At 45.5% G+C, this 23,047-nt stretch carries 18 protein-coding genes, 2 rRNA genes and 1 riboswitch; of the genes, 15 read left to right on the top strand and 5 right to left on the bottom strand.

Annotated elements, in window-relative coordinates; translation table 11 throughout:
* The first annotated feature begins 99 nt into the window (after positions 1 to 99).
* A complete protein-coding gene (glpE, locus tag RJD38_RS05565) occupies positions 100 to 420 on the top strand; it encodes a thiosulfate sulfurtransferase GlpE (protein WP_005599713.1) in 321 nt (106 codons plus the stop codon).
* Between the two features lie 8 nt (positions 421 to 428).
* Positions 429 to 1,253 carry a rhomboid family intramembrane serine protease GlpG gene (glpG, locus tag RJD38_RS05560; protein WP_009384144.1) on the top strand — a complete coding sequence of 275 codons (825 nt, stop codon included), beginning with the start codon at positions 429 to 431 and terminating at the stop codon, positions 1,251 to 1,253.
* Between the two features lie 73 nt (positions 1,254 to 1,326).
* Here the strand turns inward: glpG and RJD38_RS05555 are convergent, their stop codons facing one another.
* Positions 1,327 to 1,737, bottom strand: coding sequence for a flagellar basal body-associated protein FliL (locus tag RJD38_RS05555; RefSeq protein WP_005599709.1), 411 nt, complete (start codon positions 1,735 to 1,737; stop codon positions 1,327 to 1,329).
* A gap of 166 nt (positions 1,738 to 1,903) precedes the next feature.
* Between RJD38_RS05555 and RJD38_RS05550 the strand changes: the two genes are divergently transcribed.
* Complete coding sequence (locus RJD38_RS05550) at positions 1,904 to 2,443, top strand: chorismate lyase (protein ID WP_005599707.1); 540 nt, start codon at positions 1,904 to 1,906, stop codon at positions 2,441 to 2,443.
* The gene (gene ubiA, locus RJD38_RS05545) at positions 2,444 to 3,298 is read left to right on the top strand and encodes a 4-hydroxybenzoate octaprenyltransferase (RefSeq protein WP_005599705.1); all 855 of its coding nucleotides are present in this window, start codon (positions 2,444 to 2,446) and stop codon (positions 3,296 to 3,298) included. It abuts the gene before it with no gap.
* Between the two features lie 130 nt (positions 3,299 to 3,428).
* Here the strand turns inward: ubiA and plsB are convergent, their stop codons facing one another.
* Positions 3,429 to 5,885, bottom strand: coding sequence for a glycerol-3-phosphate 1-O-acyltransferase PlsB (plsB, locus tag RJD38_RS05540; RefSeq protein ID WP_065545944.1), 2,457 nt, complete (start codon positions 5,883 to 5,885; stop codon positions 3,429 to 3,431).
* 200 nt (positions 5,886 to 6,085) lie between these two features.
* On the opposite strand from plsB, the gene RJD38_RS05535 reads away from it, so the two are divergent.
* From RJD38_RS05535 to dinF, 4 genes are all read left to right on the top strand, one after another.
* On the top strand, positions 6,086 to 6,448 hold the full coding sequence (locus RJD38_RS05535) for a diacylglycerol kinase (protein WP_065429520.1): 363 nt from the start codon (positions 6,086 to 6,088) through the stop codon (positions 6,446 to 6,448).
* 85 nt (positions 6,449 to 6,533) lie between these two features.
* Positions 6,534 to 7,154, top strand: a complete 621-nt coding sequence (gene lexA / locus RJD38_RS05530; RefSeq protein ID WP_005599698.1) for a transcriptional repressor LexA — start codon at positions 6,534 to 6,536, stop codon at positions 7,152 to 7,154.
* A 98-nt stretch (positions 7,155 to 7,252) separates the two neighbouring features.
* Positions 7,253 to 8,065 carry a class I SAM-dependent methyltransferase gene (locus RJD38_RS05525; protein ID WP_065545945.1) on the top strand — a complete coding sequence of 271 codons (813 nt, stop codon included), beginning with the start codon at positions 7,253 to 7,255 and terminating at the stop codon, positions 8,063 to 8,065.
* 76 nt (positions 8,066 to 8,141) lie between these two features.
* Positions 8,142 to 9,446, top strand: coding sequence for an MATE family efflux transporter DinF (gene dinF, locus RJD38_RS05520; protein WP_175422493.1), 1,305 nt, complete (start codon positions 8,142 to 8,144; stop codon positions 9,444 to 9,446).
* A 69-nt stretch (positions 9,447 to 9,515) separates the two neighbouring features.
* Here the strand turns inward: dinF and sthA are convergent, their stop codons facing one another.
* Positions 9,516 to 10,946, bottom strand: a complete 1,431-nt coding sequence (gene sthA / locus RJD38_RS05515) for a Si-specific NAD(P)(+) transhydrogenase (protein WP_081467398.1) — start codon at positions 10,944 to 10,946, stop codon at positions 9,516 to 9,518.
* Positions 10,947 to 11,194: 248 nt separating this feature from the next.
* On the opposite strand from sthA, the gene fabR reads away from it, so the two are divergent.
* Complete coding sequence (gene fabR / locus RJD38_RS05510; protein ID WP_005599692.1) at positions 11,195 to 11,836, top strand: HTH-type transcriptional repressor FabR; 642 nt, start codon at positions 11,195 to 11,197, stop codon at positions 11,834 to 11,836.
* Positions 11,836 to 12,222, top strand: coding sequence for a YijD family membrane protein (locus tag RJD38_RS05505; RefSeq protein WP_005599690.1), 387 nt, complete (start codon positions 11,836 to 11,838; stop codon positions 12,220 to 12,222). The genes fabR and RJD38_RS05505 overlap by 1 nt, the downstream gene beginning before the upstream one ends.
* A gap of 62 nt (positions 12,223 to 12,284) precedes the next feature.
* On the opposite strand, the gene trmA is transcribed toward RJD38_RS05505, so the two are convergent.
* The gene (trmA, locus tag RJD38_RS05500) at positions 12,285 to 13,394 is read right to left on the bottom strand and encodes a tRNA (uridine(54)-C5)-methyltransferase TrmA (protein ID WP_005599689.1); all 1,110 of its coding nucleotides are present in this window, start codon (positions 13,392 to 13,394) and stop codon (positions 12,285 to 12,287) included.
* Positions 13,395 to 13,579: 185 nt separating this feature from the next.
* Positions 13,580 to 13,781, top strand: a riboswitch (cobalamin riboswitch).
* Positions 13,782 to 13,833: 52 nt separating this feature from the next.
* On the opposite strand from trmA, the gene RJD38_RS05495 reads away from it, so the two are divergent.
* The 3 genes from RJD38_RS05495 to murI are packed head-to-tail and all read left to right on the top strand — an operon-like array spanning position 13,834 to position 17,205.
* Complete coding sequence (locus RJD38_RS05495; protein WP_065545946.1) at positions 13,834 to 15,651, top strand: TonB-dependent receptor domain-containing protein; 1,818 nt, start codon at positions 13,834 to 13,836, stop codon at positions 15,649 to 15,651.
* Between the two features lie 47 nt (positions 15,652 to 15,698).
* The gene (locus tag RJD38_RS05490) at positions 15,699 to 16,382 is read left to right on the top strand and encodes an ATPase (protein WP_065545947.1); all 684 of its coding nucleotides are present in this window, start codon (positions 15,699 to 15,701) and stop codon (positions 16,380 to 16,382) included.
* A gap of 31 nt (positions 16,383 to 16,413) precedes the next feature.
* Positions 16,414 to 17,205 carry a glutamate racemase gene (murI, locus tag RJD38_RS05485; protein WP_065545948.1) on the top strand — a complete coding sequence of 264 codons (792 nt, stop codon included), beginning with the start codon at positions 16,414 to 16,416 and terminating at the stop codon, positions 17,203 to 17,205.
* Here murI and RJD38_RS05480 read toward each other — a convergent pair.
* Positions 17,171 to 17,620: an RNA recognition motif domain-containing protein gene (locus tag RJD38_RS05480; RefSeq protein WP_174269676.1), complete on the bottom strand. Its 450-nt coding sequence runs from the start codon at positions 17,618 to 17,620 to the stop codon at positions 17,171 to 17,173. The two genes, murI and RJD38_RS05480, sit on opposite strands and share 35 nt — an antisense overlap.
* A 617-nt stretch (positions 17,621 to 18,237) precedes the next feature.
* Here RJD38_RS05480 and RJD38_RS05475 point away from each other — a divergent pair.
* Together RJD38_RS05475 and RJD38_RS05470 are read left to right on the top strand one after the other, a co-directional pair.
* A 16S ribosomal RNA gene (locus RJD38_RS05475) occupies positions 18,238 to 19,784 on the top strand.
* A gap of 296 nt (positions 19,785 to 20,080) precedes the next feature.
* Positions 20,081 to 22,974 (top strand): 23S ribosomal RNA (locus tag RJD38_RS05470).
* Together the 16S and 23S rRNA genes form the textbook arrangement of a ribosomal RNA operon.
* Positions 22,975 to 23,047: the final 73 nt, after the last annotated feature.

The raw sequence follows: 23,047 nt of genomic DNA, 5'->3' as shown, positions 1-23,047 counted from the left end.
TGATCGCAAGTGGATAACCTTATTCCCATCGTGTACTTGTTGAGCACTGGATAGGTTACAATGGCAGCAGATAACAATGAGAGAAGATAGAGAAAGTAAATGGACCAGTTTCAACATATTGATGTAACCGCTGCGCAAGAATTACTGCTACAGGGTGAGGCGCGTTTGGTGGATATTCGCGATCCGCAATCTTTTGCGTTAGCGCATGCAAGTCAAGCTTTTCATCTGACTAATGACAGCATGCTGGGGTTTATGGATGAGGTTGAGTTTGAGCAACCTATCTTAGTGATGTGCTATCACGGCATCAGTAGCCAAGGTGCTGCGCAGTATTTAGTTAACCAAGGATTTGAGCAGGTGTATAGTGTTGATGGTGGCTTTGACGCTTGGCAACGAGCAAGCCTTCCGGTCGCAACCAACTAGGATAGATTATGATCAGACTGATTTCTTTAAACCAGCCGCGCATGGCACAGGCATTTATCGACTATATGGCTTCACGCCAGATAGATATTAAGTTAATGCCAGAAGGTGAGGGTCAGTTTGCTTTATGGCTGGTGGATGATCAGCATCAAGTCGAAGCCGAAGCGGAATTGAAGATGTTTCTGAGCGAGCCGAACGATACTAAGTATCAGGCGGCTTCATGGGATATGGCTGAAAGCCGAACTAACCATTTCCGCTATCACTCGCCAAGTATGATGAGCATGATAAAAGCCAAAGCAGGCCCACTTACACTGGCGATTATGGCAGCCTGTATCGGTATCTTTATTCTGCAACAATTTGGCGCAGGTCAGCCGGTTTTCGACGCTCTGCACTTTCCTGCTTTTGCTGGTCAAGAGTGGCAGGTATGGCGTTGGGTCAGCCACGCCTTATTGCATTTCTCAATCATGCACATCGCATTTAACTTATTGTGGTGGTGGCAGCTAGGTGGTGATATTGAGCAGCGATTAGGTAGCGGCAAGCTACTACAGTTATTTGTCTTTTCTGCAGCACTCTCCGGAATCGGTCAGTTTTGGGTTGAAGGAGCCAATTTCGGTGGCTTATCTGGCGTAGTATATGCGTTAGTTGGTTACATTTGGCTGCTGGGATACCGTGCCCCTGAGAAAGGTCTATTGATGCCCAAGCCATTGATTGGCTTTATGTTAGTGTGGTTAGTTTTAGGTTTTGTTCAGCCATTTATGGCGATTGCCAATACCGCCCATCTAGTAGGCTTGCTGGCTGGTGTAATGCTTGGCTGGTTTGACAGCCGGAAGGTATAAGAGTTTATCTCTGTATTGGAGAATAAAAAAAAGCGGCGATGGCCGCTTTTTTATTGCTACTACTTTTTGTCGCTTACTGATAAAGGTATTTGGTAAATAACAAATCAGCAATCACCGTTTTACCCGTTTCAGGTAACAAAATAGAGTTGAGTTCTTCGACTAAACTTTTGCGTAAGTCTTCTCGTCCTGCCAATGATTTAATCGTCTCTTCCGTTTGCTTACCCAATAACTCGATAACGGCATCGCGTATGAGTGGTTGGTGTTTCTCAATCAAAGGAAGATCGGCCTGATTGGCGACCATGATATCGATGCGAACCTGGATATAACCAAGGTCGTTTCCTTTGGTATAGAAGTTAGTGGTTAAGTCGGGCTCTAAAGTAAAGTACGCCAAACTCGGAGTGCCGGCTTGTTCTTCTGCGATTGCTGGTAGAGCAAAAACGAGGCAAAGCAGGGCAAATATTTGGGCTACGTAACGTTTAAACATATTTCTAACTTTTCTTTCTTCTGATCACGATACTCGAATCGTCTGAGTCTTGTTACAATAGAGCATCTATTTGTAGTGAATTTGAGTTAACCGCAATATAGTGTTAGTTAACGCACCAGATTGAAGCTTTATTGTACGCCGATAAAGCAACTTATTGAATACTAGTATGAATCAAATGATTGCGCTTTATCTGTCCGCACTGCGCCAAGTGGAATGGCAACAGCCTGAAAATTTTAACTTTCCTTCGCAGATTGCGAGAGAATGGCTTTTAGAACAGGGCTCATTGTCACGTTTGTTAAAAACTTATTGTCAACAATTGAACGTAGATCTACTTCATAACGATGTTGTGCTTGCGAATAAATTGGATGAGCAAGAAATAGCGCTGTTATCTCAAGAACAATGTTTGCTGCGTAAAGTGGTACTGAAAGGCGATGGTGAGCCGTGGATTTTAGGTCGAACCTTGATCCCGCAATCGTCATTAACGGATCAACCCCATGATCTTACCCAGCAAGGTGAAATACCATTGGGTTTGACCGTGTTCAGTGCTGAAAATGTAGAACGCGACGCCTTACAAGTTGGCTGGGCGAAGACGCCAAATGGGCTCTGTCTAGCTCGCCGTTCTCGCTTATGGATGAACCACAAACCGATGCTGGTTGCCGAACTTTTTTTACTTAATGCCCCTATTTACGCCAAGGAGAGTGTGTAGATGACAACCGCGAAAGTGCGCGCCTATTGGCACTTGATGCGCATGAACAAACCGATTGGTACCTTGTTGTTGCTATGGCCGACCTTGTGGGCACTGATCATTGCTGCGGAAGGCATCCCTCACCTTAACGTGTTGTTGGTGTTTATTCTTGGCGTGGTTTTGATGCGCGCTGCTGGTTGTGTGATCAATGATTTTGCTGATCGTAAAGTGGATGGTCATGTGGAACGCACGCAGCACCGCCCGTTGCCATCTGGAATGATCAGTGCGAAAGAGGCGGTCAGCTTATTTATTGCTTTGGCAGTGTTATCTTTCGTATTGGTCTTGACCATGAATCCGTTGACGATTCAGCTGTCATTTGTCGGAATTGGGTTGGCTTTTATCTACCCGTTTATGAAGCGTTATACTCATTTACCCCAACTGTTTCTTGGTCTTGCATTTAGTTGGGCGATTCCGATGGCGTGGGCTGCGCAAACCAATGAGCTTCCACCGATCGTGTGGTTTGTATTTGTGATGAATGCATTGTGGACCATTGCTTACGACACGCAATATGCCATGGTTGATCGCAATGATGATTTAAAAATTGGTATTAAATCAACCGCCATTTTGTTTGGCCGCTTTGATAAAATGATCATTGGTGTCCTGCAGCTTGCCACCGTATTGATGCTGATAGCCTTAGGGATGTGGTATTCGTTAGGCGCGAGCTTTTATTGGGCAGTGTTGGCGGTAGGTGCATTGTTTGTATTCCAGCAGCACTTGATACGTCATCGAGATAGAGCGCAGTGTTTCCAAGCCTTTTTAAACAATAACTATGTTGGAATGGCCATTACGATTGGTTTGTTAGTGGCATTTTGGTAATGCGGATTGACGCTATCTAGCGATGATTTGAAGTGGTAGATATAGAAAAGGGCATCTTGGTAGATGCCCTTTTTTGTGCCTCATTCTGAGTGTGAAATAGGCTTAACTTATGACTTGAACTGCTATTTTGTTACTCTGCGCAATCACACACTTCTTCGCACATTTCCGTTGCCTGACACACGCTCTCTTTAATCGTCAGTCGAACTTCAGGGTAGAGTAATGAGTACAACAACTCAGCCAGGGTGGTGGCTTTTTCAATATCACAATCCCCTTCACTATCAAGATACTCTTGCTGTTTTAGCGTGCTGAACATGGCTGAGAAAACACCTTTATCAAAGAACTCGGGTGCATTGATACCGTGTAAACGTCCTAAGCGCTGTGCAATATCTTGGCTCTTTATTTCAAGGTCTGTTTTACCCAGTTCAGGGATAGCGACCAGTAAATTAAGAGTAATTGAGTAACGCTGTAGAGTTTCAGAGATCGTGCGACCCAGTAGTACTAATACTTGAGAGTTACTTTGAATAAACTTCACTTGTTGATCTTCGATCGTGATTAACCCTTGGCGTGCAAGTTCATGCACGTAAGCTTCGACAGTTTGATCAAGCTTGTCATCAGCAATACTTAAGAACAGCTCTTGCTTTAGGAAAGGGTAGATCAAAGCCACATTAGCTTGGATTTGCGCTAAGCTCAGTTGCTGGCGACGTACCAACATCTGTGCAATGAGTGCTGGAATCGCAAACAAGTGAATGATGTTGTTGCGATAGTAAGTCATTAGGATTGATTGGTTACGATCGAGCGAGACGATCTCACCCATACTGTCCGCTTCAATAACAAACTTATCTAAAGATTCAGCATGCTTAACTAATACTTCCGCTTCTTCATTTGGCATGGTGAAGCTTGAAGAATAAGGCACTTGTTTAAGTAGAGATAGATAGCAGTCAACTTGCTTAACAAGGCTATCACGAGACAATGCGCGTTGACGTGAAGCAAGCAATGCAGTCGCACATAAGGTGAGTGCATTCGCAGCAGCAGCATCGTTGATGTGTGACATCATCTTCGTCGCAAGATCGTTAACCACAGGCGTCAGCCATTGTGGTTTGGTCGCACCCATCGGATCGATATCTTTAGTCCACTCTGGCGCATGTTCATTTAAGTATTGATTGAGCGGGATTGGCTCACCAAAATTGACATAGCCTTGGCCAAAGTTACGCAGTTTACGAATCGTACGAAGTACCAAGCTGGCATTTTCTTTCTCTTTGCGACTGCCGCGTAGTTCTTTGGCGTAAGTGCCTACTTCCATTACGTGTTCATAGCCGATATATACCGGTACTAAGGTGACTGGGCGGTTTAGGCCGCGTAGCATGGCTTGAATGGTCATTGCGAGCATGCCGGTCTTTGCTTGTAGCAAACGCCCTGTTCTCGAACGACCACCCTCACTGAAATACTCCACAGAATAACCTTTAGTAAACAGCTCTGCTAAATACTCACGGAAGATGGTTGAGTACAGTCGGTTGCCCTTAAAGCTACGACGGATGAAGAATGCACCACCGCGACGGAAAATAGGGCCTGCAGGGAAGAAGTTCAGGTTGATACCCGCAGCGATATGCGGTGGAACCATACCCTCTTGATATAGCACGTAAGACAATAGTAAATAGTCCATGTGGCTACGATGGCAAGGTAGGTAAACAATTTCATGGCCATCTTGTGCCAGACGACGAACGGTCGCGGCATTGTTAATGTTTAAACCTTGATAGATTCGATTCCATAGCCAACCAAGAACTCGGCTACCATTTTTGATGAGCGAGTATGAGAAGTCAGCGGCAATCTCATCCATGATATCTTGTGCTTCTTTGCGCACTTTTTCGATCGGAATATCTTTGGCTAGCGCTTCATCGGCAATCGCTTTTTCAATCGCTTTTGATTTCATTAAGCGCTTAAATAACGCTTGGCGGTTTGGCAGGCTTGGGCCTGATGCTGCGAGTTTTTGGCGCGAGAAGTGAATACGTGCAACACGGGCGAGTTTATGAGCGATCGATGCATCAGTGCCGTGCGAGTCGGCCATATAACGCAGTGAAACCACCGGGCTAAAACGGATTAAACAGTCACGACCAGCCAACAGTACCGCTTTGGCTTTTTGTGGGCCATTAAGGGATTGGAGATAGTTGGTCTGCTTGCCTTCTTTCTCTGGCTTGCGTCCCCACAGAACTGTGATTGGCAGGATCTGGATATCCAATTCGCTGTCTTCTTTATGCAGAGCCAGTAACTCTGAAAACAGCGCTATAGATTCACTTGGAACATCATTGTCATTGCCAAGCACGGTTTCACGTGAAGAGATAAATACAAAACGGCTAAAGCTTTTACCATTGATGATTAATGGTTCAAGAGGATCAGGCAAACCGAGCGCGATGACCTGTTTTTGTAGGCTGACAAGATCAACACTAGAGCGGTATGGCAATGCGTAAACAATAGGCTTGTTGACATCAATGCTATGGTCTTCAATTGGGTTTGAAGGGATAGCCGTTCCTTTTACCAGTACCGACAGTGGTAGCTTTAATAGAGAACGTGATAGAGAGCGTCCAGAAGACATAAAAGTTCGTTGCCTCAAATGAATTAATGAGCATAAGCACATTTCCAATTCTTTAAGTGTAGAAGTGGAGATATGCCCAAGCAGATTTTTAGCTGGCAAGGATACCAGAAACTGGTCGAACCTTTTAATTATTATTGGGTGCAAAAGCAGCAACATTCTGCTGATGTGGCCAATCCAACTGAACGATGCGAGAGAATAAGGTGTCACAGAAAACCAAACACGGATTTAAACGTCTATTTAATGCAACGCGCTTCTCTTATCAGGGTTTGCAAGCGGCATTTAAAACAGAAGCGGCCTTTCGAGAAGAGCTGATTTTAGCCTGCATTATGATCCCCTTGGCTTTTTGGCTTGATGTCAGTCAAATCGAGCGCATCTTGATGATAGCTTGTGTGGTGTTAGTGATGGTGATGGAATTGATCAACAGTGCAATCGAGGCGGTAGTGGATCGTATTGGTACAGAGCATCATGAATTATCAGGAAAGGCGAAAGATATTGGTTCAGCGACAGTGATGTTAACTATGCTATTAACCGTTTACGTTTGGGCTGAGATCCTCTTCTTGTAAGTTATTAAAAAATCATCAATTCGCTTTTCATTTGTCCACTTACTGGATATACTCACAGTGAACTGTATAAAAAGACAGGTGACTTATGAAGCCGTTAACGCCCCGCCAACAACAAGTTTTTGATTTAATTAAAAACAAAATTGAAGAGAGCGGCATGCCGCCAACCCGTGCGGAGATTGCAAGAGAACTAGGTTTTCGCTCAGCAAATGCTGCAGAAGAACACCTTAAAGCTTTAGCAAGAAAACAAGCAATTGAGATTATTCCGGGCGCTTCCCGAGGTATTCGAATTTTGCTAGAAGATGCGGCAAATGATGACCAAGGATTGCCTTTGATTGGTCAAGTCGCCGCTGGTGAGCCTATTCTGGCTCAAGAGCATGTGGAAGCACATTATCAAGTGGATCCAAGTATGTTCAAACCGCAGGCGGACTTTTTATTGCGTGTTAATGGCGAATCGATGAAAGATATCGGCATCATGGATGGTGATTTATTGGCTGTGCATAAAACACAAGATGTAAGAGATGGCCAAGTGGTGGTTGCTCGTGTCGATGATGACGTCACGGTTAAACGCCTGGAGCGTAAAGGCTCTACGGTTTTACTGCATGCTGAAAACCAAGAGTTTGCACCAATTAAAGTTGATTTAACCAGCCAGCACCTTGCAATTGAAGGTATTGCTGTTGGGATTATTCGCAACACTGATTGGATGTAATGCTATAGCTTAGCAAGTTGAGATTCATTCTCATTAATCTTGCTATTGTAATTGATATTTATTATCATCTACTTTCTTGTTAAGGAAGGTAGATGATAATGTCCCCGCCCAGACACTTACCCAAAACACGCTATCAGATCCCTGCCAACCTAGTGCAGCCGCTTTGGCTACGAAGTCGAGAAAGCTTGGTTGATGATGGTCTCGTGTACGATCCTATTGCCGCTACCGCTTGTCAGCGTTGTCAGTTAGCACCGGAATGTTTCTCTGGTGATATCGATCAAAAACAATTACTTCATGCCACATTAACTCAGCTCTGTGATGAACAAGTCACCGCTTTTATTAAACAGAATCCAGATGGCTGGATCATCAACGTTGGCGCAGGACTAGATACCCGTTTTTATCGTGTTGATAACGGGCGCTGCCATTGGTTAGAGTTGGATGTGACGGAAAATTTACTGTGGCGACAGAAGCTCTTTCATGCCAGTGAGCGTTATCACCATCAGTGCGGTAGTGTTGATGATCTGTCGTGGTTAGACGATCTCAATATCCCTGAGAAAGCGCCAGTGATGATCGTTTGTGAGCATGCGCTACTGGATTGCAATTCAGCACAAGTTGCTAAGTTTATTCAGGCATTAGGCCGCCATTTTGATAGCGCAAGAGCGAGCTTAGTATTGGCTGGGGATCGCTGTATGAATGTCTTGGGGCAAAAGATGGGTTCGGGGCAATATGCCCATGGCTATGATGCGCCGGGCGAGGCAGTTTTGCGTTATTTACCCTGGGCGAGATGGGTGCGAACCTCATCACCACTCGACAAACATTGTGTGCGCTGGAAATTATGGCAGCGTTGGCTGACAAAGTTTGTTAGTTCAAAACACAGATTCACGCCGGTAGTAGTTCAGCTTCGTTGGTGATCCAGTTACACTTTGCGCATAAATTCCGCAAAGAAGTCACAACGTGCACATTTTCCAAAACCTTTCCAATCGAGCAATGCACAAGAAGGTGCTATTGCTCGCGATCCCAATGGTACTTTCCAATATTACCGTTCCTTTACTGGGGCTGGTGGATGCTGCCGTTATTGGCCACTTAGAACATGCGTGGTATTTAGGTGGTGTGGCACTCGGCAGCATGATGATCAGTGTCAGTTTTTGGTTGTTGGGCTTTTTGCGTATGTCGACCACAGGGCTAGCCGCACAATCTTTTGGTGCCAAGCATGCGCATCAACTTGGGTTGGTGTTTACCCAAGGGATGGTGATGGCATTGGGTTTCGCTGGTGTGTTTTTACTGTTGCATAGCTGGATAGGTGACTGGGTGTTTGCCTTTAGTGACGCCAGTACGGAAGTAAAACACTACGGCCTACAATACTTTTCAATTCGAGCTTGGAGTGCGCCCGCCGCGTTAGCGAATTTTGTGTTGCTGGGTTGGTTATTGGGTACGCAAAACGCGAAAGCGCCAATGTGGATGGTGATCATTACCAACCTCACTAATATTTTGCTCGATGTTTTGTTTGTACTGGGTTTCGGCTGGCAGGTTGAAGGCGCAGCATTAGCTTCTGTTATTGCTGATTATACTGGCATGGCCTTTGGGTTAATCTGTGTGCGCTATACATGGCGAGCGCAACACTTACCATCAATTCTATTGTTGCTTAAAGATACCACTAATGGCTTAGTTCGATTTGTGAAACTCAATCGAGATATTTTTCTGCGTTCATTGTGCTTGCAAGCCACTTTTACTTTTATGACTTTTCAAGGTGCCAGTTTTGGCGATGAGATTGTTGCAGCGAATGCGGTATTGATGAGTTTTCTGATGATGATTTCGTATGGTATGGATGGATTTGCCTACGCGATGGAAGCAATGGTAGGTAAAGCGATTGGCGCTAAAGATCGTGATGAGCTAAATCAATCGTTAATCGGTACTTTCTTTTGGAGTTTAGTGATTTGCTGTGCGCTGACCTTGGTTTTTTACGCTTTCGGATCCTCCATGATCAGTTTGATCACCAATATTCCCGCCGTGCATGATAAAGCGCTGGAATTTATGCCATGGCTGGTGGCAATGCCGTTAGTGTCAATGTGGTGTTTTTTGTTGGATGGTATTTTTGTCGGCGCAACAAAAGGACGTGAAATGCGCAATGGTATGTTTGTTGCGACGTGCAGTTATTTTGTTATTTTCTACCTCTGCGCTAGTTGGCAGAACCATGCTTTGTGGCTGGCGATGTTGAGTTTTATGGCGATGCGCGGTATCACATTAGCATTGGTGCTACGTCATCAATGGCGAAAAGGTGCGTTTTTGGCTTAATGCGATTGCGAAGAATACGATAGAGAAAAGCCGCTACTAAGCGGCTTTTTTATTGAGATAAAGAGTGGATTAAAACAGGCGGTTTAAACCATTGAGCGCAGCTACTCGATAAGCTTCAGCCATTGTTGGGTAGTTGAAGGTAGTATTGACGAAATACTCGATGGTATTGGCTTCGCCTTTTTGTTCCATGATCGCTTGGCCGATATGAATGATTTCTGCTGCGCGCTCACCAAAGCAATGGATGCCAAGGATCTCTTTGGTTTCACGATGAAAGAGTATTTTTAAACTGCCAATATCTTTACCGGCAATCTGCGCTCGTGCCAAATGTTTAAAGGATGAACGTCCTACTTCATACGGCACTTTAGCCGCAGTGAGTTCTTGCTCTGTTTTGCCTACGGAACTGATCTCTGGGATGGTGTAGATACCGGTTGGGATATCTTCAATAAGATAGTTATCCGCTTTGCCTTTCGTGATCGCTTGTGCAACAAAGCGGCCTTGATCGTAAGCGGCGCTAGCAAGGCTTGGATAGCCAATCACATCTCCTACCGCATAAACATGTTCAGCATCGGTTTGATAATTACGGTTTACGGCAATTTGACCGCGTGAATCGGCGGCAAGGCCTACGGCAGTCAAATTGAGTTTATCGGTGTTACCTGTTCGGCCATTGGCATAGAGTAGGCAATCGGCTTTCATTTTTTTGCCGGATTGTAGATGAACAATCACACCGTCTTCAGTACCTTCAATTTTTTCAAAGGTTTCATCGTTACGAATCACCACGCCACTATTCCAAAAGTGGTACGACAGTGCATCGGATACTTCATTATCAAGGAAAGAGAGTAGGCGATCGCGAGTATTCACCAGATCAGTCTTAACCCCTAAGCCACGAAAGATCGAAGCGTACTCACAGCCAATGACGCCAGCACCATAAATAATGATGTGGCGAGGATCGTGTTTCAGGCTAAGGATAGAGTCACTGTCGTAAACTCGTTGATGATCAAAATCGACGTTATCAGGGCGGTAAGGGCGAGAGCCGGTTGCAATCACAAACTTATCGGCACTGTAAAACTCTTCACTGCCATCACTTTGCATCACCGCAACGGTGTTGCTATCGGTAAAGCGTGCGGCGCCAAATAACAAGGTGCATTCATTGCGGTCGTAAAAGCCCTGACGCAAGCGAGTCTGCTTATCAATTACAGACTTGGCATGATTAAGAATGTTAGAGAAGGTGGAGTGCAGGCTCATATTGTTTTTACAAAATAGCGGATTGCTATTGAATTCAATAATACGACTCACTGCATGACGCAACGCTTTCGAAGGGATCGTTCCCCAGTGGGTGCACCCGCCACCGACACTACTTTCTTTTTCGATAATGGCGACATTAAGACCAGCCTTGGTCAAGCCCATAGCCGCACCTTCGCCGCCTGGGCCACTGCCTATCACGATAACATCAAAATGATTGCTTACGGCCATGACTCTATCCTTGTTATATTGTTGTAACATTGCTTTAGCGAGATATTAACGCATTATTTGATTGCGTAAATAACCGTCATACTAGAGAGTCGATGGGATCACGCGTAAAGCGTGAAATGTGCATTGTTGCCATGGTGGATGTCGCTAATTTGCAGTGAAATGATTGCAATCAGTATCTAACTACGGTTTATTTTTACCTGCTGAGTAAAGGCACTTAAGTCGTTGCGGGAATCCATGTATATTAGAGGTTCCCTAGTCAGAAAAGTAGAAATCAGAATATGAAAACCATGGGAATTCGCGCACAGCAAAAAGAGAAAACGCGTCGTTCACTGATTGATGCGGCATTCAGCCAGTTGAGTGCGGACAGAAGTTTCTCGAATTTGAGTCTTCGAGAGGTCGCACGTGAAGCGGGAATTGCACCAACCTCATTCTATCGCCACTTTAAAGATATGGATGAGCTAGGATTAACCATGGTGGATGAAGGAGGCTTGTTACTGCGTCAGCTGATGCGTCAAGCTCGTCAACGGATTGTCAAAGAGGGCAGCGTGATACGCACCTCAGTGGAAACCTTCATGGAGTTCATTGAAAGTAGCCCAAACGTCTTTCGCTTATTATTAAGGGAGCGTTCAGGAACTTCTTTTGCTTTTCGTACCGCTGTTGCGCGTGAAATTCAACATTTTGCCGCAGAGTTGACCGAGTTCTTGATTAGCAGCGGCATGAGCCGTGATGAGGCCTTTACTCAAGCTGAAGCCTCTGTCACCTTAGTTTTTAGCTCAGGAGCAGAGGTATTAGATCTCGATCGACGTGAGCGAGAAATTCTCGCGGAACGTTTGATCATGCAATTGCGAATGATAGCCAAAGGGGCTTATTGGTATCGCAAAGAACGTGAACGTAACCGACTAAAAGGCGGGATAGATTAATGTCTAATGAAAACAATCCAATTAATCGTGGTTCGGAAAAAAAGACCCTAGTACTTGCTCTAGTTGCAGGTATGTGTAGTGACTCGTTACTCTCATGGCTCACCATGAGCGAAGTGGGCTTCTCTATTTTCCCTATCATTGCGCTAGTGCTAGCTGTTCAGGCGCTGTATCAAGAGTACTTGAATAACCCCGTATCAGAGGATATTCCACTGATTGGGCTGGCATGTTTCTTCGTGGGGGCCTTTGGTCATTCAGCCTTCTTAAAGGCGCAGTACCCTGATGCTGGCTCAAACTTCTTTGCCATCATCGTATCCATGCTACTGATGCTTTGGATTGGTAAGAAGCTTGGCTACATGTCGAAGTCCAAAGAAGAAGCCGCTGAATAAGTGAAAGCAAAAAAAAACGAGCCAATGGCTCGTTTTTTTATATCAATTAGAATGGATGGCGACTACGCCTTACGCTCTAACATTACGCCTGCTTCCATGTGATGGGTATATGGGAACTGATCGAATAGAGCAAAACGAGTGACATTGTGTGTCTCACTCAATATATCTAGGTTTTCTTGCAGTGTTTCTGGATTACAAGAGATGTAAATGATGCGCTCGTAGCCCTGCACCATTTTACAAGTGTCGATATCCATACCAGAACGAGGTGGATCAACGAAGATGGTATTACAGTTGTAGCTCGCCAGATCAACGCCGGCATCTTTTAGACGACGGAACTCACGCTGTCCTTCGATCGCTTGAGTGAACTCTTCTGCTGATAAACGTAGAATTTGTACGTTTTCAATCTTGTTTGCAGCAATGTTGTATTGCGCTGATTCTACCGATGGTTTAGCCAGTTCAGTCGCCAATACACGATTGAAGTTTTGCGCCAGCGCTAAAGAGAAGTTACCGTTACCACAGTAAAGCTCAAGTAAATCGCCACTGCTATCTTGCGTGCAGTCTACCGCCCATGCCAGCATCTTTTCAGAAACCGCCGCATTTGGTTGCGTAAAACTGTTTTCGACTTGTTGGTAGATGTATGGTTGGCCATTAACATCGAGTTTCTCGATAACAAAGTCACGATCCAGCACCACTTTCATTTTACGTGCACGGCCGATAAGGTTGAGGTTAAAGCCCTCATCATTAAGACGCTGTTTTAGTGCCTTTGCGTTTTCAATCCATGCCTCGTCAAGTTGACGATGGTAAAGCAGCGACACCAAAATCTCTCCGCTCTTGGTCGACAGAAAATCGACTTGGAACAGTTTACGACGCAGTGATTCATTGTCCTTCATCGCATCAATCAATAACGGCATCAGATCGTTGATCAAACGGCTCGCGGCAGGGAACTGGTCAACACGGTACTTTTCACGAGTTTGTTGGTCAAACATGATGTAGTACATGTCTTCGCCTTCGTGCCATACACGAAACTCGGCACGCATACGGTAGTGCTGCTCTGGAGATTCAAACACTTCTAGCTCTGGCACGTTGTAGTTAGCAAACATCCCTGTGAGACGTTCAACTTTTTCGGCCAACTGCTGTTGGTAGTGTTGAGGGTTTACATCAAGAGTCGCCATAGTATTACCTTTGTATGGTGCATTTTATTTAAGAGCGCAGATTTTATTCGATATCTACCGTATGTCCAGTTTTGCGTCGCCAAGAGCTTGAGGCATCAGGAGGGCAAGGTGATAAGTAATCTAATGAAACAATTGAATTATATAACAATTATCAATAACCGCTGGACAATTAACCGATTGCTTAATACCATCTGCGCCTAGCTGGTGCTATCTAGCAGTATAGATGGCTGAAGAGGGAATCTGGTGTAACTCCAGAACTGACGCGCAGCGGTAATAGAGAACGAACACTCTTAAGACACTGCCTCTAGTATGGGGGTGGGAAGTCGAGTAAGTAGGAAAGTATAGAGCTCTAGAGTCCGAATACCTGCCAGCAACTGAGCAAACACTGGAAGCATGTGCTCCGCGCTCGGTAGGATTTACGCGACTTAGGATTACAAAAATGAACCGTTCTATTTTAGCCGTGGCCGTAGCGTCATTGCTTCCTTATGCCTCTTACACTCAAGCACAAGAAGTCTCAGCAGACGAAACGATGGTTGTAACAGCGAATCGATTTGAGCAACCACTGAATGACGTAGTTGCCTCGACTACAATTGTCTCAAAACAAGAAATTGATCAGATACAAGCAAAATCACTCGTGGATATTCTTAAGCGTGTTCCTGGCATTGAGGTTTCTCAAAGTGGTGGCAGAGGGCATAGTGCTTCTGTTTTTATGCGCGGCTACAACAGTGACCAAATTCTATTTTTAGTTGATGGTGTTCGTATTGACTCAGCTGCTGGTGGCATTAAGTTTAACCACATTCCGGTAGGGATCATTGAACGAGTTGAAGTGATTCGTGGGCCTGGCGGTGCTCTTTATGGTTCTGATGCAGTTGCAGGTGTAATCAATGTGATCACTGAATCTGGTAATGATTCGGATGCGACTTATTTATCTCTTGGAGCTGGCAGTGATGCGCAAAAAGAAGCAAGTTTTTCGATAACCTCAGAACTAGAAAATACTGGTGTATTGAAGTTGGCTGGTGGCTTTGAAGAGACGGATGGTTTTGACATTAAAGACCCTGCAACAGGTCTGGATTATGGCTATGAAAGTCAAAACTTATTTGCTTCTTATGGTCAGTCAATTACAGATGCTTTAACGGGAAGCATTTCTCTACGTTGGTTTGATAGCCTTACAGAATATGACAAGGGTTCTAAATATTTTGGTTACTCTGAAAATTTAAGTTTAACTGGTGCATTAGAGTATCAACGTGAACGCTTCAATTCAGTTTTGCGAGTAAATCAGCAGTCCATTGAGAATTTGGATTATTCAAAATCTGAGGGCAAAGACAATGCTGGAACGAAAAAAGAGATTGAGTTAACGAGTGTACAGTTTCTAAACCTATATCAGTTTAATGATGATTTTTCTATTGGGGCAGGCGCTGATTGGCGCAGGGAAGAACTGAAAGATGGATCTATGTCCTATGGGTCTCTAGATCCTTTAGCTGGCGATGCAAGAGATACAACGGGTATTTATACTTCGGTTGATGCACAATTTGGTGATCTAAGCGTATTGGGTAGTGTCCGTTATGATAAGCATGACTCATATGATAATTACACTACGTGGTCGTTGGGTTCTCTTTACCATATTTCAGATAACCACGCAGTCCGCTTTGCAGTAGGAACGGCTTTTAAAGCTCCCAGTTATTCTGACTTAAAAGATAATGCGGATTTGCAGCCTGAAGAGGCTATGAATCGAGAAATTGGTTATATAGGCAATTTCAATCTATTCGATCTTGAAATTACGGCTTATGATAACAAAGTTGATAATTTGATTATTTGGTATCAAGCTTCGCCATGGTATCCGTTGAATGTTGACGCTAAATTGAAAGGTATTGAGATTACTGGTCAGTTCGATACTTCTTTTATTCACCATACCGTTATTGCAGAGTTTAAAGATCATAAAGACTCGCAGGGTAATAAATTGGCTAAGCGTGCTGATGAAAACTATAAATGGTTAATGGATGCGGCTTATGAAGATTTTGATTTCAATCTAACATATACATTCACTGGCGAACGCTTAGGGAATCCCAATGAGACTTATACCGAGGAAAACATGTTACCTTCGGTTGGTTTATGGGATATATCAGTTGGCTATTGGATTTCGCCTAAACTAGTTGTTAGAGGTAAGGTTGATAACCTTACAGACAAAGAATATCAAACCACCATTGGCTATGCGGCACCAGAACGTAGATTCTTTGCAAATATGACGTATCAATTTTAATTTTATCAAACCGCCTTCGGGCGGTTTTTTGATTGTGTGAGTAAATAATGAAAAACATCATCGTGAGTTGGTCTTCAGGTAAAGACTCGACTCTGACCTTAGAGCGCTTAATGGACAGTGACCAATACAATGTCGTTGGCCTGTTCACTACTTACCTTGAAGATGAGGTTCCTTTCCAAGCGACGCCAATCGAAGTGGTCGAGATGCAAGCGGACTTACTTGGTTTACCGTTAGTTAAAATTGCACTGCCAGAGGTCTTCCCAAGCAATGAACAATACAAGTCGTTAGTTGTTGAAGGGTTGAAAGCGTCTGATTTAATCTTTGAGGCAGTCGCTTTTGGCGATATGTTCTGTAATGGGATAGCCGAGTATCGCCGTAGCTACATTGAACCTGCCGGATGGCAATGCGTTTTCCCGCTAATGGGAGAGGCGAGTGAGCAACTAGCGCAAGAGATAATAGAGCGTGGTATTAAAACTATGTTGGTCACAGCAGATGGTGATCGTATCGCACGTGAGCTTTGTGGCCGTTGGTATGATGAAGCCTTATTGGCCGAGCTATCGTCTGATGTCGATCCATGTGGCGAAAATGGTGAATTCCATACACTGGTTACACAAACACGCAGCTTTGATGGCGCGTTAGAACTGCAACTTTCGCATATTGAACATGGCGAACGATTCTCCCACCAAAGATACAGCGCGAAAGCATTGCGAAAAGCAAATCGCAGGGTATGATCGCCAGCATATAAATAAGTGGAATAGTGTCGTGTCTCAGCAACCTAAAATTTTAATCTTTGATTCAGGTGTCGGTGGTCTTTCGGTTTATCAAGAGATCGAAGCACGTTTACCTCAGCTCGATTACTATTACCTATTTGATAATGCAGCTTACCCTTATGGTGAGCTTGAGCATCACACCTTGATTGAGCGAGTAGACCAATTGGTTACGCGCTTTGTCAGCGCGCATCAGATTGACTTAGTCGTGATTGCTTGTAACACCGCAAGCACCATCGTTCTTCCTTCTTTACGTGCAAAGTTATCTATTCCAGTTGTTGGCGTAGTGCCAGCCATTAAGCCGGCTTCTAATCTTGCCAATAAAGCGATTGGGCTAATCGCAACGCCGGCGACAGTAAAGCGTGAATATACTCATGATCTCATCCGAGACTTTTCGCAAAGCAAGCCAGTCGAAATGCTTGGTTTGACCCGTCTGGTTGATATAGCGGAAGAAAAACTCAGAGGGAAGAGTGTTGATATAGATGAAATGGCACAACTACTGGCACCATTGAAGAACAAGATTGATGTAGCGGTATTAGGTTGTACGCATTTCCCTCTTATTAAACAAGAGATACAAACTGTACTGGGTGAGCAAGTTCTGCTGGTGGATTCCGGAGTCGCGATTGCCCGCCGTGTACAAGAGTTGCTTAATATAGAAGAGCAAGAAGAGCGTATCGGAGCAAGAGAAATCTATTGCAGCGCTCCACCTTGGGAAGAAGAAGCGCTGAATAGAGCGTTAGCCAGAATAGGATTTACCTTAGTTCGTCCTCTTCTTCTTGAGTTTTAGGCTCGTTGGCAATGCGGACTTTCAAAGTACGCTGCATATAATCCTTTTCATTTAATGCTGCAATGGCCGTTTCTGCGTCTGAGGCTGCCATTACGACAAATCCAAACCCACGTCGTTTACCTGTGCGTTTATCTTTCATAAGACGCACAGCAAATACTTCACCATGTTTAGAAAAAACTTCCTTCACGTGAGACTCATTTGCTTTATAAGGTAGATTACCGACATACAACGTTTTCGTTGCTGGATCACTCAGCGGTACAGCTTCTGTTGTAGTGTTGGAAAATTTAAGAACAAAAGCAGAAGCCAAAACACCAACAACAAAACTAATTGCAGGAGAGATATCTACCTGCGAGAAGATGATTCCACCCAGTACCGCAAGAGCGATCATCATTACTATTGATTTACTTGAACTCATAATCAGAATACTACTTCTAGGTCAGAGGAAATTAACTATCTACTATTAACAATATAGACACATGAATCTTACGTATATGGTTGGCCTTTTTCCAATTCATTGATGTGACATGACTCAAATGTTGAAATTTTATTCTATTTTATGCGTTTTGCTGGCTTTTTAGGCAAACAAATTCTTTTTTCCAAATAATACTTGTCATGTGTCTCAACCTCCCTATAATGCCGCTCCATCGACAGGGAATGAGACGGAAGTCACAAACTCAGTTGGTAAAGAGAGAAAAGAAAGTTTGAATAAAACGCTTGACTCTCAAATCGGGAAGCGTAAGATACGCACCCCTAGCGACACGGTATTGAAATGCTGGTTACGCTAGAAAAGCTCTTTAAAAATATAAACCTATCAATCTGTGTGGGCACTCGTTGATGATAATCCAATAAGTTGTTACTTAGGTAACGACTGTTTCTTCGGAAACAAATTGGGTTCAATGAACTGAGTGACCAATACAAATAACTTCGGTTATTTGGCACAGTCAATTCATTATCGTTCTGTTGGAACGATAATAGCTTTAAGATTACTTTTAGTAGTTTTGAAGTCAGTATTCATTGAGCCGACAAAATCTTAAATTGAAGAGTTTGATCATGGCTCAGATTGAACGCTGGCGGCAGGCCTAACACATGCAAGTCGAGCGGTAACATTTCAAAAGCTTGCTTTTGAAGATGACGAGCGGCGGACGGGTGAGTAATGCCTGGGAATATGCCTTGATGTGGGGGATAACCATTGGAAACGATGGCTAATACCGCATAATGCCTACGGGCCAAAGAGGGGGATCTTCGGACCTCTCGCGTCAAGATTAGCCCAGGTGGGATTAGCTAGTTGGTGAGGTAATGGCTCACCAAGGCGACGATCCCTAGCTGGTCTGAGAGGATGATCAGCCACACTGGAACTGAGACACGGTCCAGACTCCTACGGGAGGCAGCAGTGGGGAATATTGCACAATGGGCGCAAGCCTGATGCAGCCATGCCGCGTGTGTGAAGAAGGCCTTCGGGTTGTAAAGCACTTTCAGTCGTGAGGAAGGTTCATACGTTAATAGCGTATGGATTTGACGTTAGCGACAGAAGAAGCACCGGCTAACTCCGTGCCAGCAGCCGCGGTAATACGGAGGGTGCGAGCGTTAATCGGAATTACTGGGCGTAAAGCGCATGCAGGTGGTTTGTTAAGTCAGATGTGAAAGCCCGGGGCTCAACCTCGGAATTGCATTTGAAACTGGCAGACTAGAGTACTGTAGAGGGGGGTAGAATTTCAGGTGTAGCGGTGAAATGCGTAGAGATCTGAAGGAATACCGGTGGCGAAGGCGGCCCCCTGGACAGATACTGACACTCAGATGCGAAAGCGTGGGGAGCAAACAGGATTAGATACCCTGGTAGTCCACGCCGTAAACGATGTCTACTTGGAGGTTGTGGCCTTGAGCCGTGGCTTTCGGAGCTAACGCGTTAAGTAGACCGCCTGGGGAGTACGGTCGCAAGATTAAAACTCAAATGAATTGACGGGGGCCCGCACAAGCGGTGGAGCATGTGGTTTAATTCGATGCAACGCGAAGAACCTTACCTACTCTTGACATCCAGAGAAGCCAGCGGAGACGCAGGTGTGCCTTCGGGAACTCTGAGACAGGTGCTGCATGGCTGTCGTCAGCTCGTGTTGTGAAATGTTGGGTTAAGTCCCGCAACGAGCGCAACCCTTATCCTTGTTTGCCAGCGAGTAATGTCGGGAACTCCAGGGAGACTGCCGGTGATAAACCGGAGGAAGGTGGGGACGACGTCAAGTCATCATGGCCCTTACGAGTAGGGCTACACACGTGCTACAATGGCGCATACAGAGGGCTGCCAACCAGCGATGGTGAGCGAATCCCAAAAAGTGCGTCGTAGTCCGGATTGGAGTCTGCAACTCGACTCCATGAAGTCGGAATCGCTAGTAATCGTGGATCAGAATGCCACGGTGAATACGTTCCCGGGCCTTGTACACACCGCCCGTCACACCATGGGAGTGGGCTGCAAAAGAAGTGGGTAGTTTAACCTTTCGGGGAGGACGCTCACCACTTTGTGGTTCATGACTGGGGTGAAGTCGTAACAAGGTAGCGCTAGGGGAACCTGGCGCTGGATCACCTCCTTATACGATGATTACTCACGATGAGTGTCCACACAGATTGATGGTTTTGAGGTTTTTAACCTCGAGCTATTATTGCTCTTTAACAATTTGGAAAGCTGACTGATAACAACATTGTTGTTATCAAAAAAAGTTCTCAATGTTTATCTTTAAGATAAACACCAAAAAACACATTCAAGTGTTCTTGGCAATATCATCATTTATGATGATTATTCGAAATTGAGTCCGGCAAAATCGAACGTCTCTCACTCATAAAATAGAGAGACAACTTGGTTGTTTAACGAAACTCCTTCGGGTTGTATGGTTAAGTGACTAAGCGTACACGGTGGATGCCTTGGCAGTCAGAGGCGATGAAAGACGTAGTAACTTGCGATAAGCCCAGATTAGGTAGTAACAACCATTTGAGTCTGGGATTTCTGAATGGGGAAACCCACGTGCATAAGCACGTATCATTAACTGAATACATAGGTTAATGAGGCGAACCGGGGGAACTGAAACATCTAAGTACCCCGAGGAAAAGAAATCAACCGAGATTCCGAAAGTAGCGGCGAGCGAAATTGGATTAGCCCTTAAGCGTTTTATGCGTCAGGTGAAACTTCTGGAAAGTTGTGCGATACAGGGTGATAGCCCCGTAACCGGCAACGCATATTAGGTGAAAACGAGTAGGGCGGGACACGTGTTATCCTGTCTGAATATGGGGGGACCATCCTCCAAGGCTAAATACTACTGACTGACCGATAGTGAACCAGTACCGTGAGGGAAAGGCGAAAAGAACCCCTGTGAGGGGAGTGAAATAGAACCTGAAACCGTGTACGTACAAGCAGTAGGAGCGGGCATTGCGTCCCGTGACTGCGTACCTTTTGTATAATGGGTCAGCGACTTAATTTTAGTAGCAAGGTTAACCATCTAGGGGAGCCGTAGGGAAACCGAGTCTTAACTGGGCGTATAGTTGCTAGAATTAGACCCGAAACCAGGTGATCTAGCCATGGGCAGGTTGAAGATTGAGTAACATCAATTGGAGGACCGAACCGACTAATGTTGAAAAATTAGCGGATGACTTGTGGCTAGGGGTGAAAGGCCAATCAAACCTGGAGATAGCTGGTTCTCCCCGAAAGCTATTTAGGTAGCGCCTCGGACGAATACTACTGGGGGTAGAGCACTGTTAAGGCTAGGGGGTCATCCCGACTTACCAACCCTTTGCAAACTCCGAATACCAGTAAGTACTATCCGGGAGACACACGGCGGGTGCTAACGTCCGTCGTGGAGAGGGAAACAACCCAGACCGCCAGCTAAGGTCCCAAATTATTACTAAGTGGGAAACGATGTGGGAAGGCTTAGACAGCTAGGATGTTGGCTTAGAAGCAGCCATCATTTAAAGAAAGCGTAATAGCTCACTAGTCGAGTCGGCCTGCGCGGAAGATGTAACGGGGCTAAGTAATAAACCGAAGCTGCGGCAATGAAGTTTACTTCATTGGGTAGGGGAGCGTTCTGTAAGCGGTTGAAGGTGTGCTGTAAGGCATGCTGGACGTATCAGAAGTGCGAATGCTGACATGAGTAACGATAAAGGGGGTGAAAAACCTCCTCGCCGGAAGACCAAGGGTTCCTGTCCAACGTTAATCGGGGCAGGGTAAGTCGACCCCTAAGGCGAGGCCGAAAGGCGTAGTCGATGGGAAACGGGTTAATATTCCCGTACTTCTTATAATTGCGATGGGGGGACGGAGAAGGCTAGGTGGGCCTGGCGACGGTTGTCCAGGTTCAAGTACGTAGGCGGGTGGTTTAGGTAAATCCGGACCGCTATTAACGCTGAGATACGATGTCGAGCTACTACGGTAGTGAAGTCATTGATGCCATGCTTCCAGGAAAAGCCTCTAAGCTTCAGATTATAAGAAATCGTACCCCAAACCGACACAGGTGGTCGGGTAGAGAATACCAAGGCGCTTGAGAGAACTCGGGTGAAGGAACTAGGCAAAATGGTACCGTAACTTCGGGAGAAGGTACGCTCTCGACGGTGAAGTCCCTTGCGGATGGAGCTATTGGGAGTCGCAGATACCAGGTGGCTGCAACTGTTTATTAAAAACACAGCACTGTGCAAAATCGTAAGATGACGTATACGGTGTGACGCCTGCCCGGTGCCGGAAGGTTAATTGATGGGGTTAGACTTCGGTCGAAGCTCTTGATCGAAGCCCCGGTAAACGGCGGCCGTAACTATAACGGTCCTAAGGTAGCGAAATTCCTTGTCGGGTAAGTTCCGACCTGCACGAATGGCGTAATGATGGCCACGCTGTCTCCACCCGAGACTCAGTGAAATTGAAATCGCTGTGAAGATGCAGTGTACCCGCGGCTAGACGGAAAGACCCCGTGAACCTTTACTACAGCTTGGCACTGAACATTGACCCTACATGTGTAGGATAGGTGGGAGCCTTTGAAGCACGTACGCCAGTATGTGTGGAGGCAATCTTGAAATACCACCCTTGTATGCTTGATGTTCTAACGTTGGTCCCTTATCGGGATTACGGACAGTGCCTGGTGGGTAGTTTGACTGGGGCGGTCTCCTCCCAAAGAGTAACGGAGGAGCACGAAGGTGGGCTAAACACGGTTGGACATCGTGTGGTTAGTGCAATGGCATAAGCCCGCTTAACTGCGAGAATGACGGTTCGAGCAGGTACGAAAGTAGGTCATAGTGATCCGGTGGTTCTGTATGGAAGGGCCATCGCTCAACGGATAAAAGGTACTCCGGGGATAACAGGCTGATACCGCCCAAGAGTTCATATCGACGGCGGTGTTTGGCACCTCGATGTCGGCTCATCACATCCTGGGGCTGAAGTCGGTCCCAAGGGTATGGCTGTTCGCCATTTAAAGTGGTACGCGAGCTGGGTTTAGAACGTCGTGAGACAGTTCGGTCCCTATCTGCCGTGGGCGTTGGAAAATTGAAAGGGGCTGCTCCTAGTACGAGAGGACCGGAGTGGACGAACCTCTGGTGTTCGGGTTGTCATGCCAATGGCATTGCCCGGTAGCTAAGTTCGGAATCGATAACCGCTGAAAGCATCTAAGCGGGAAGCGAGCCTTGAGATGAGTTTTCCCTGGCACTTTAAGTGCCCTAAAGGGTTGTTCGAGACTAGAACGTTGATAGGCAGGGTGTGTAAGCGCTGTGAGGCGTTGAGCTAACCTGTACTAATTGCCCGTGAGGCTTAACCATACAACACCCAAGGGGTTTTGTAGGACTCAATGCAAGAACGATTGAATGTGTAAATAGAACTTCAAACAGCTTT

It is taken from the genome of Vibrio scophthalmi, assembly GCF_040869025.1.
Classification (GTDB): Bacteria; Pseudomonadota; Gammaproteobacteria; order Enterobacterales; family Vibrionaceae; genus Vibrio; species Vibrio scophthalmi.
Note: the sequence above shows the minus strand (reverse complement) of the source record. Positions and strands in the feature narration are given on the sequence as shown.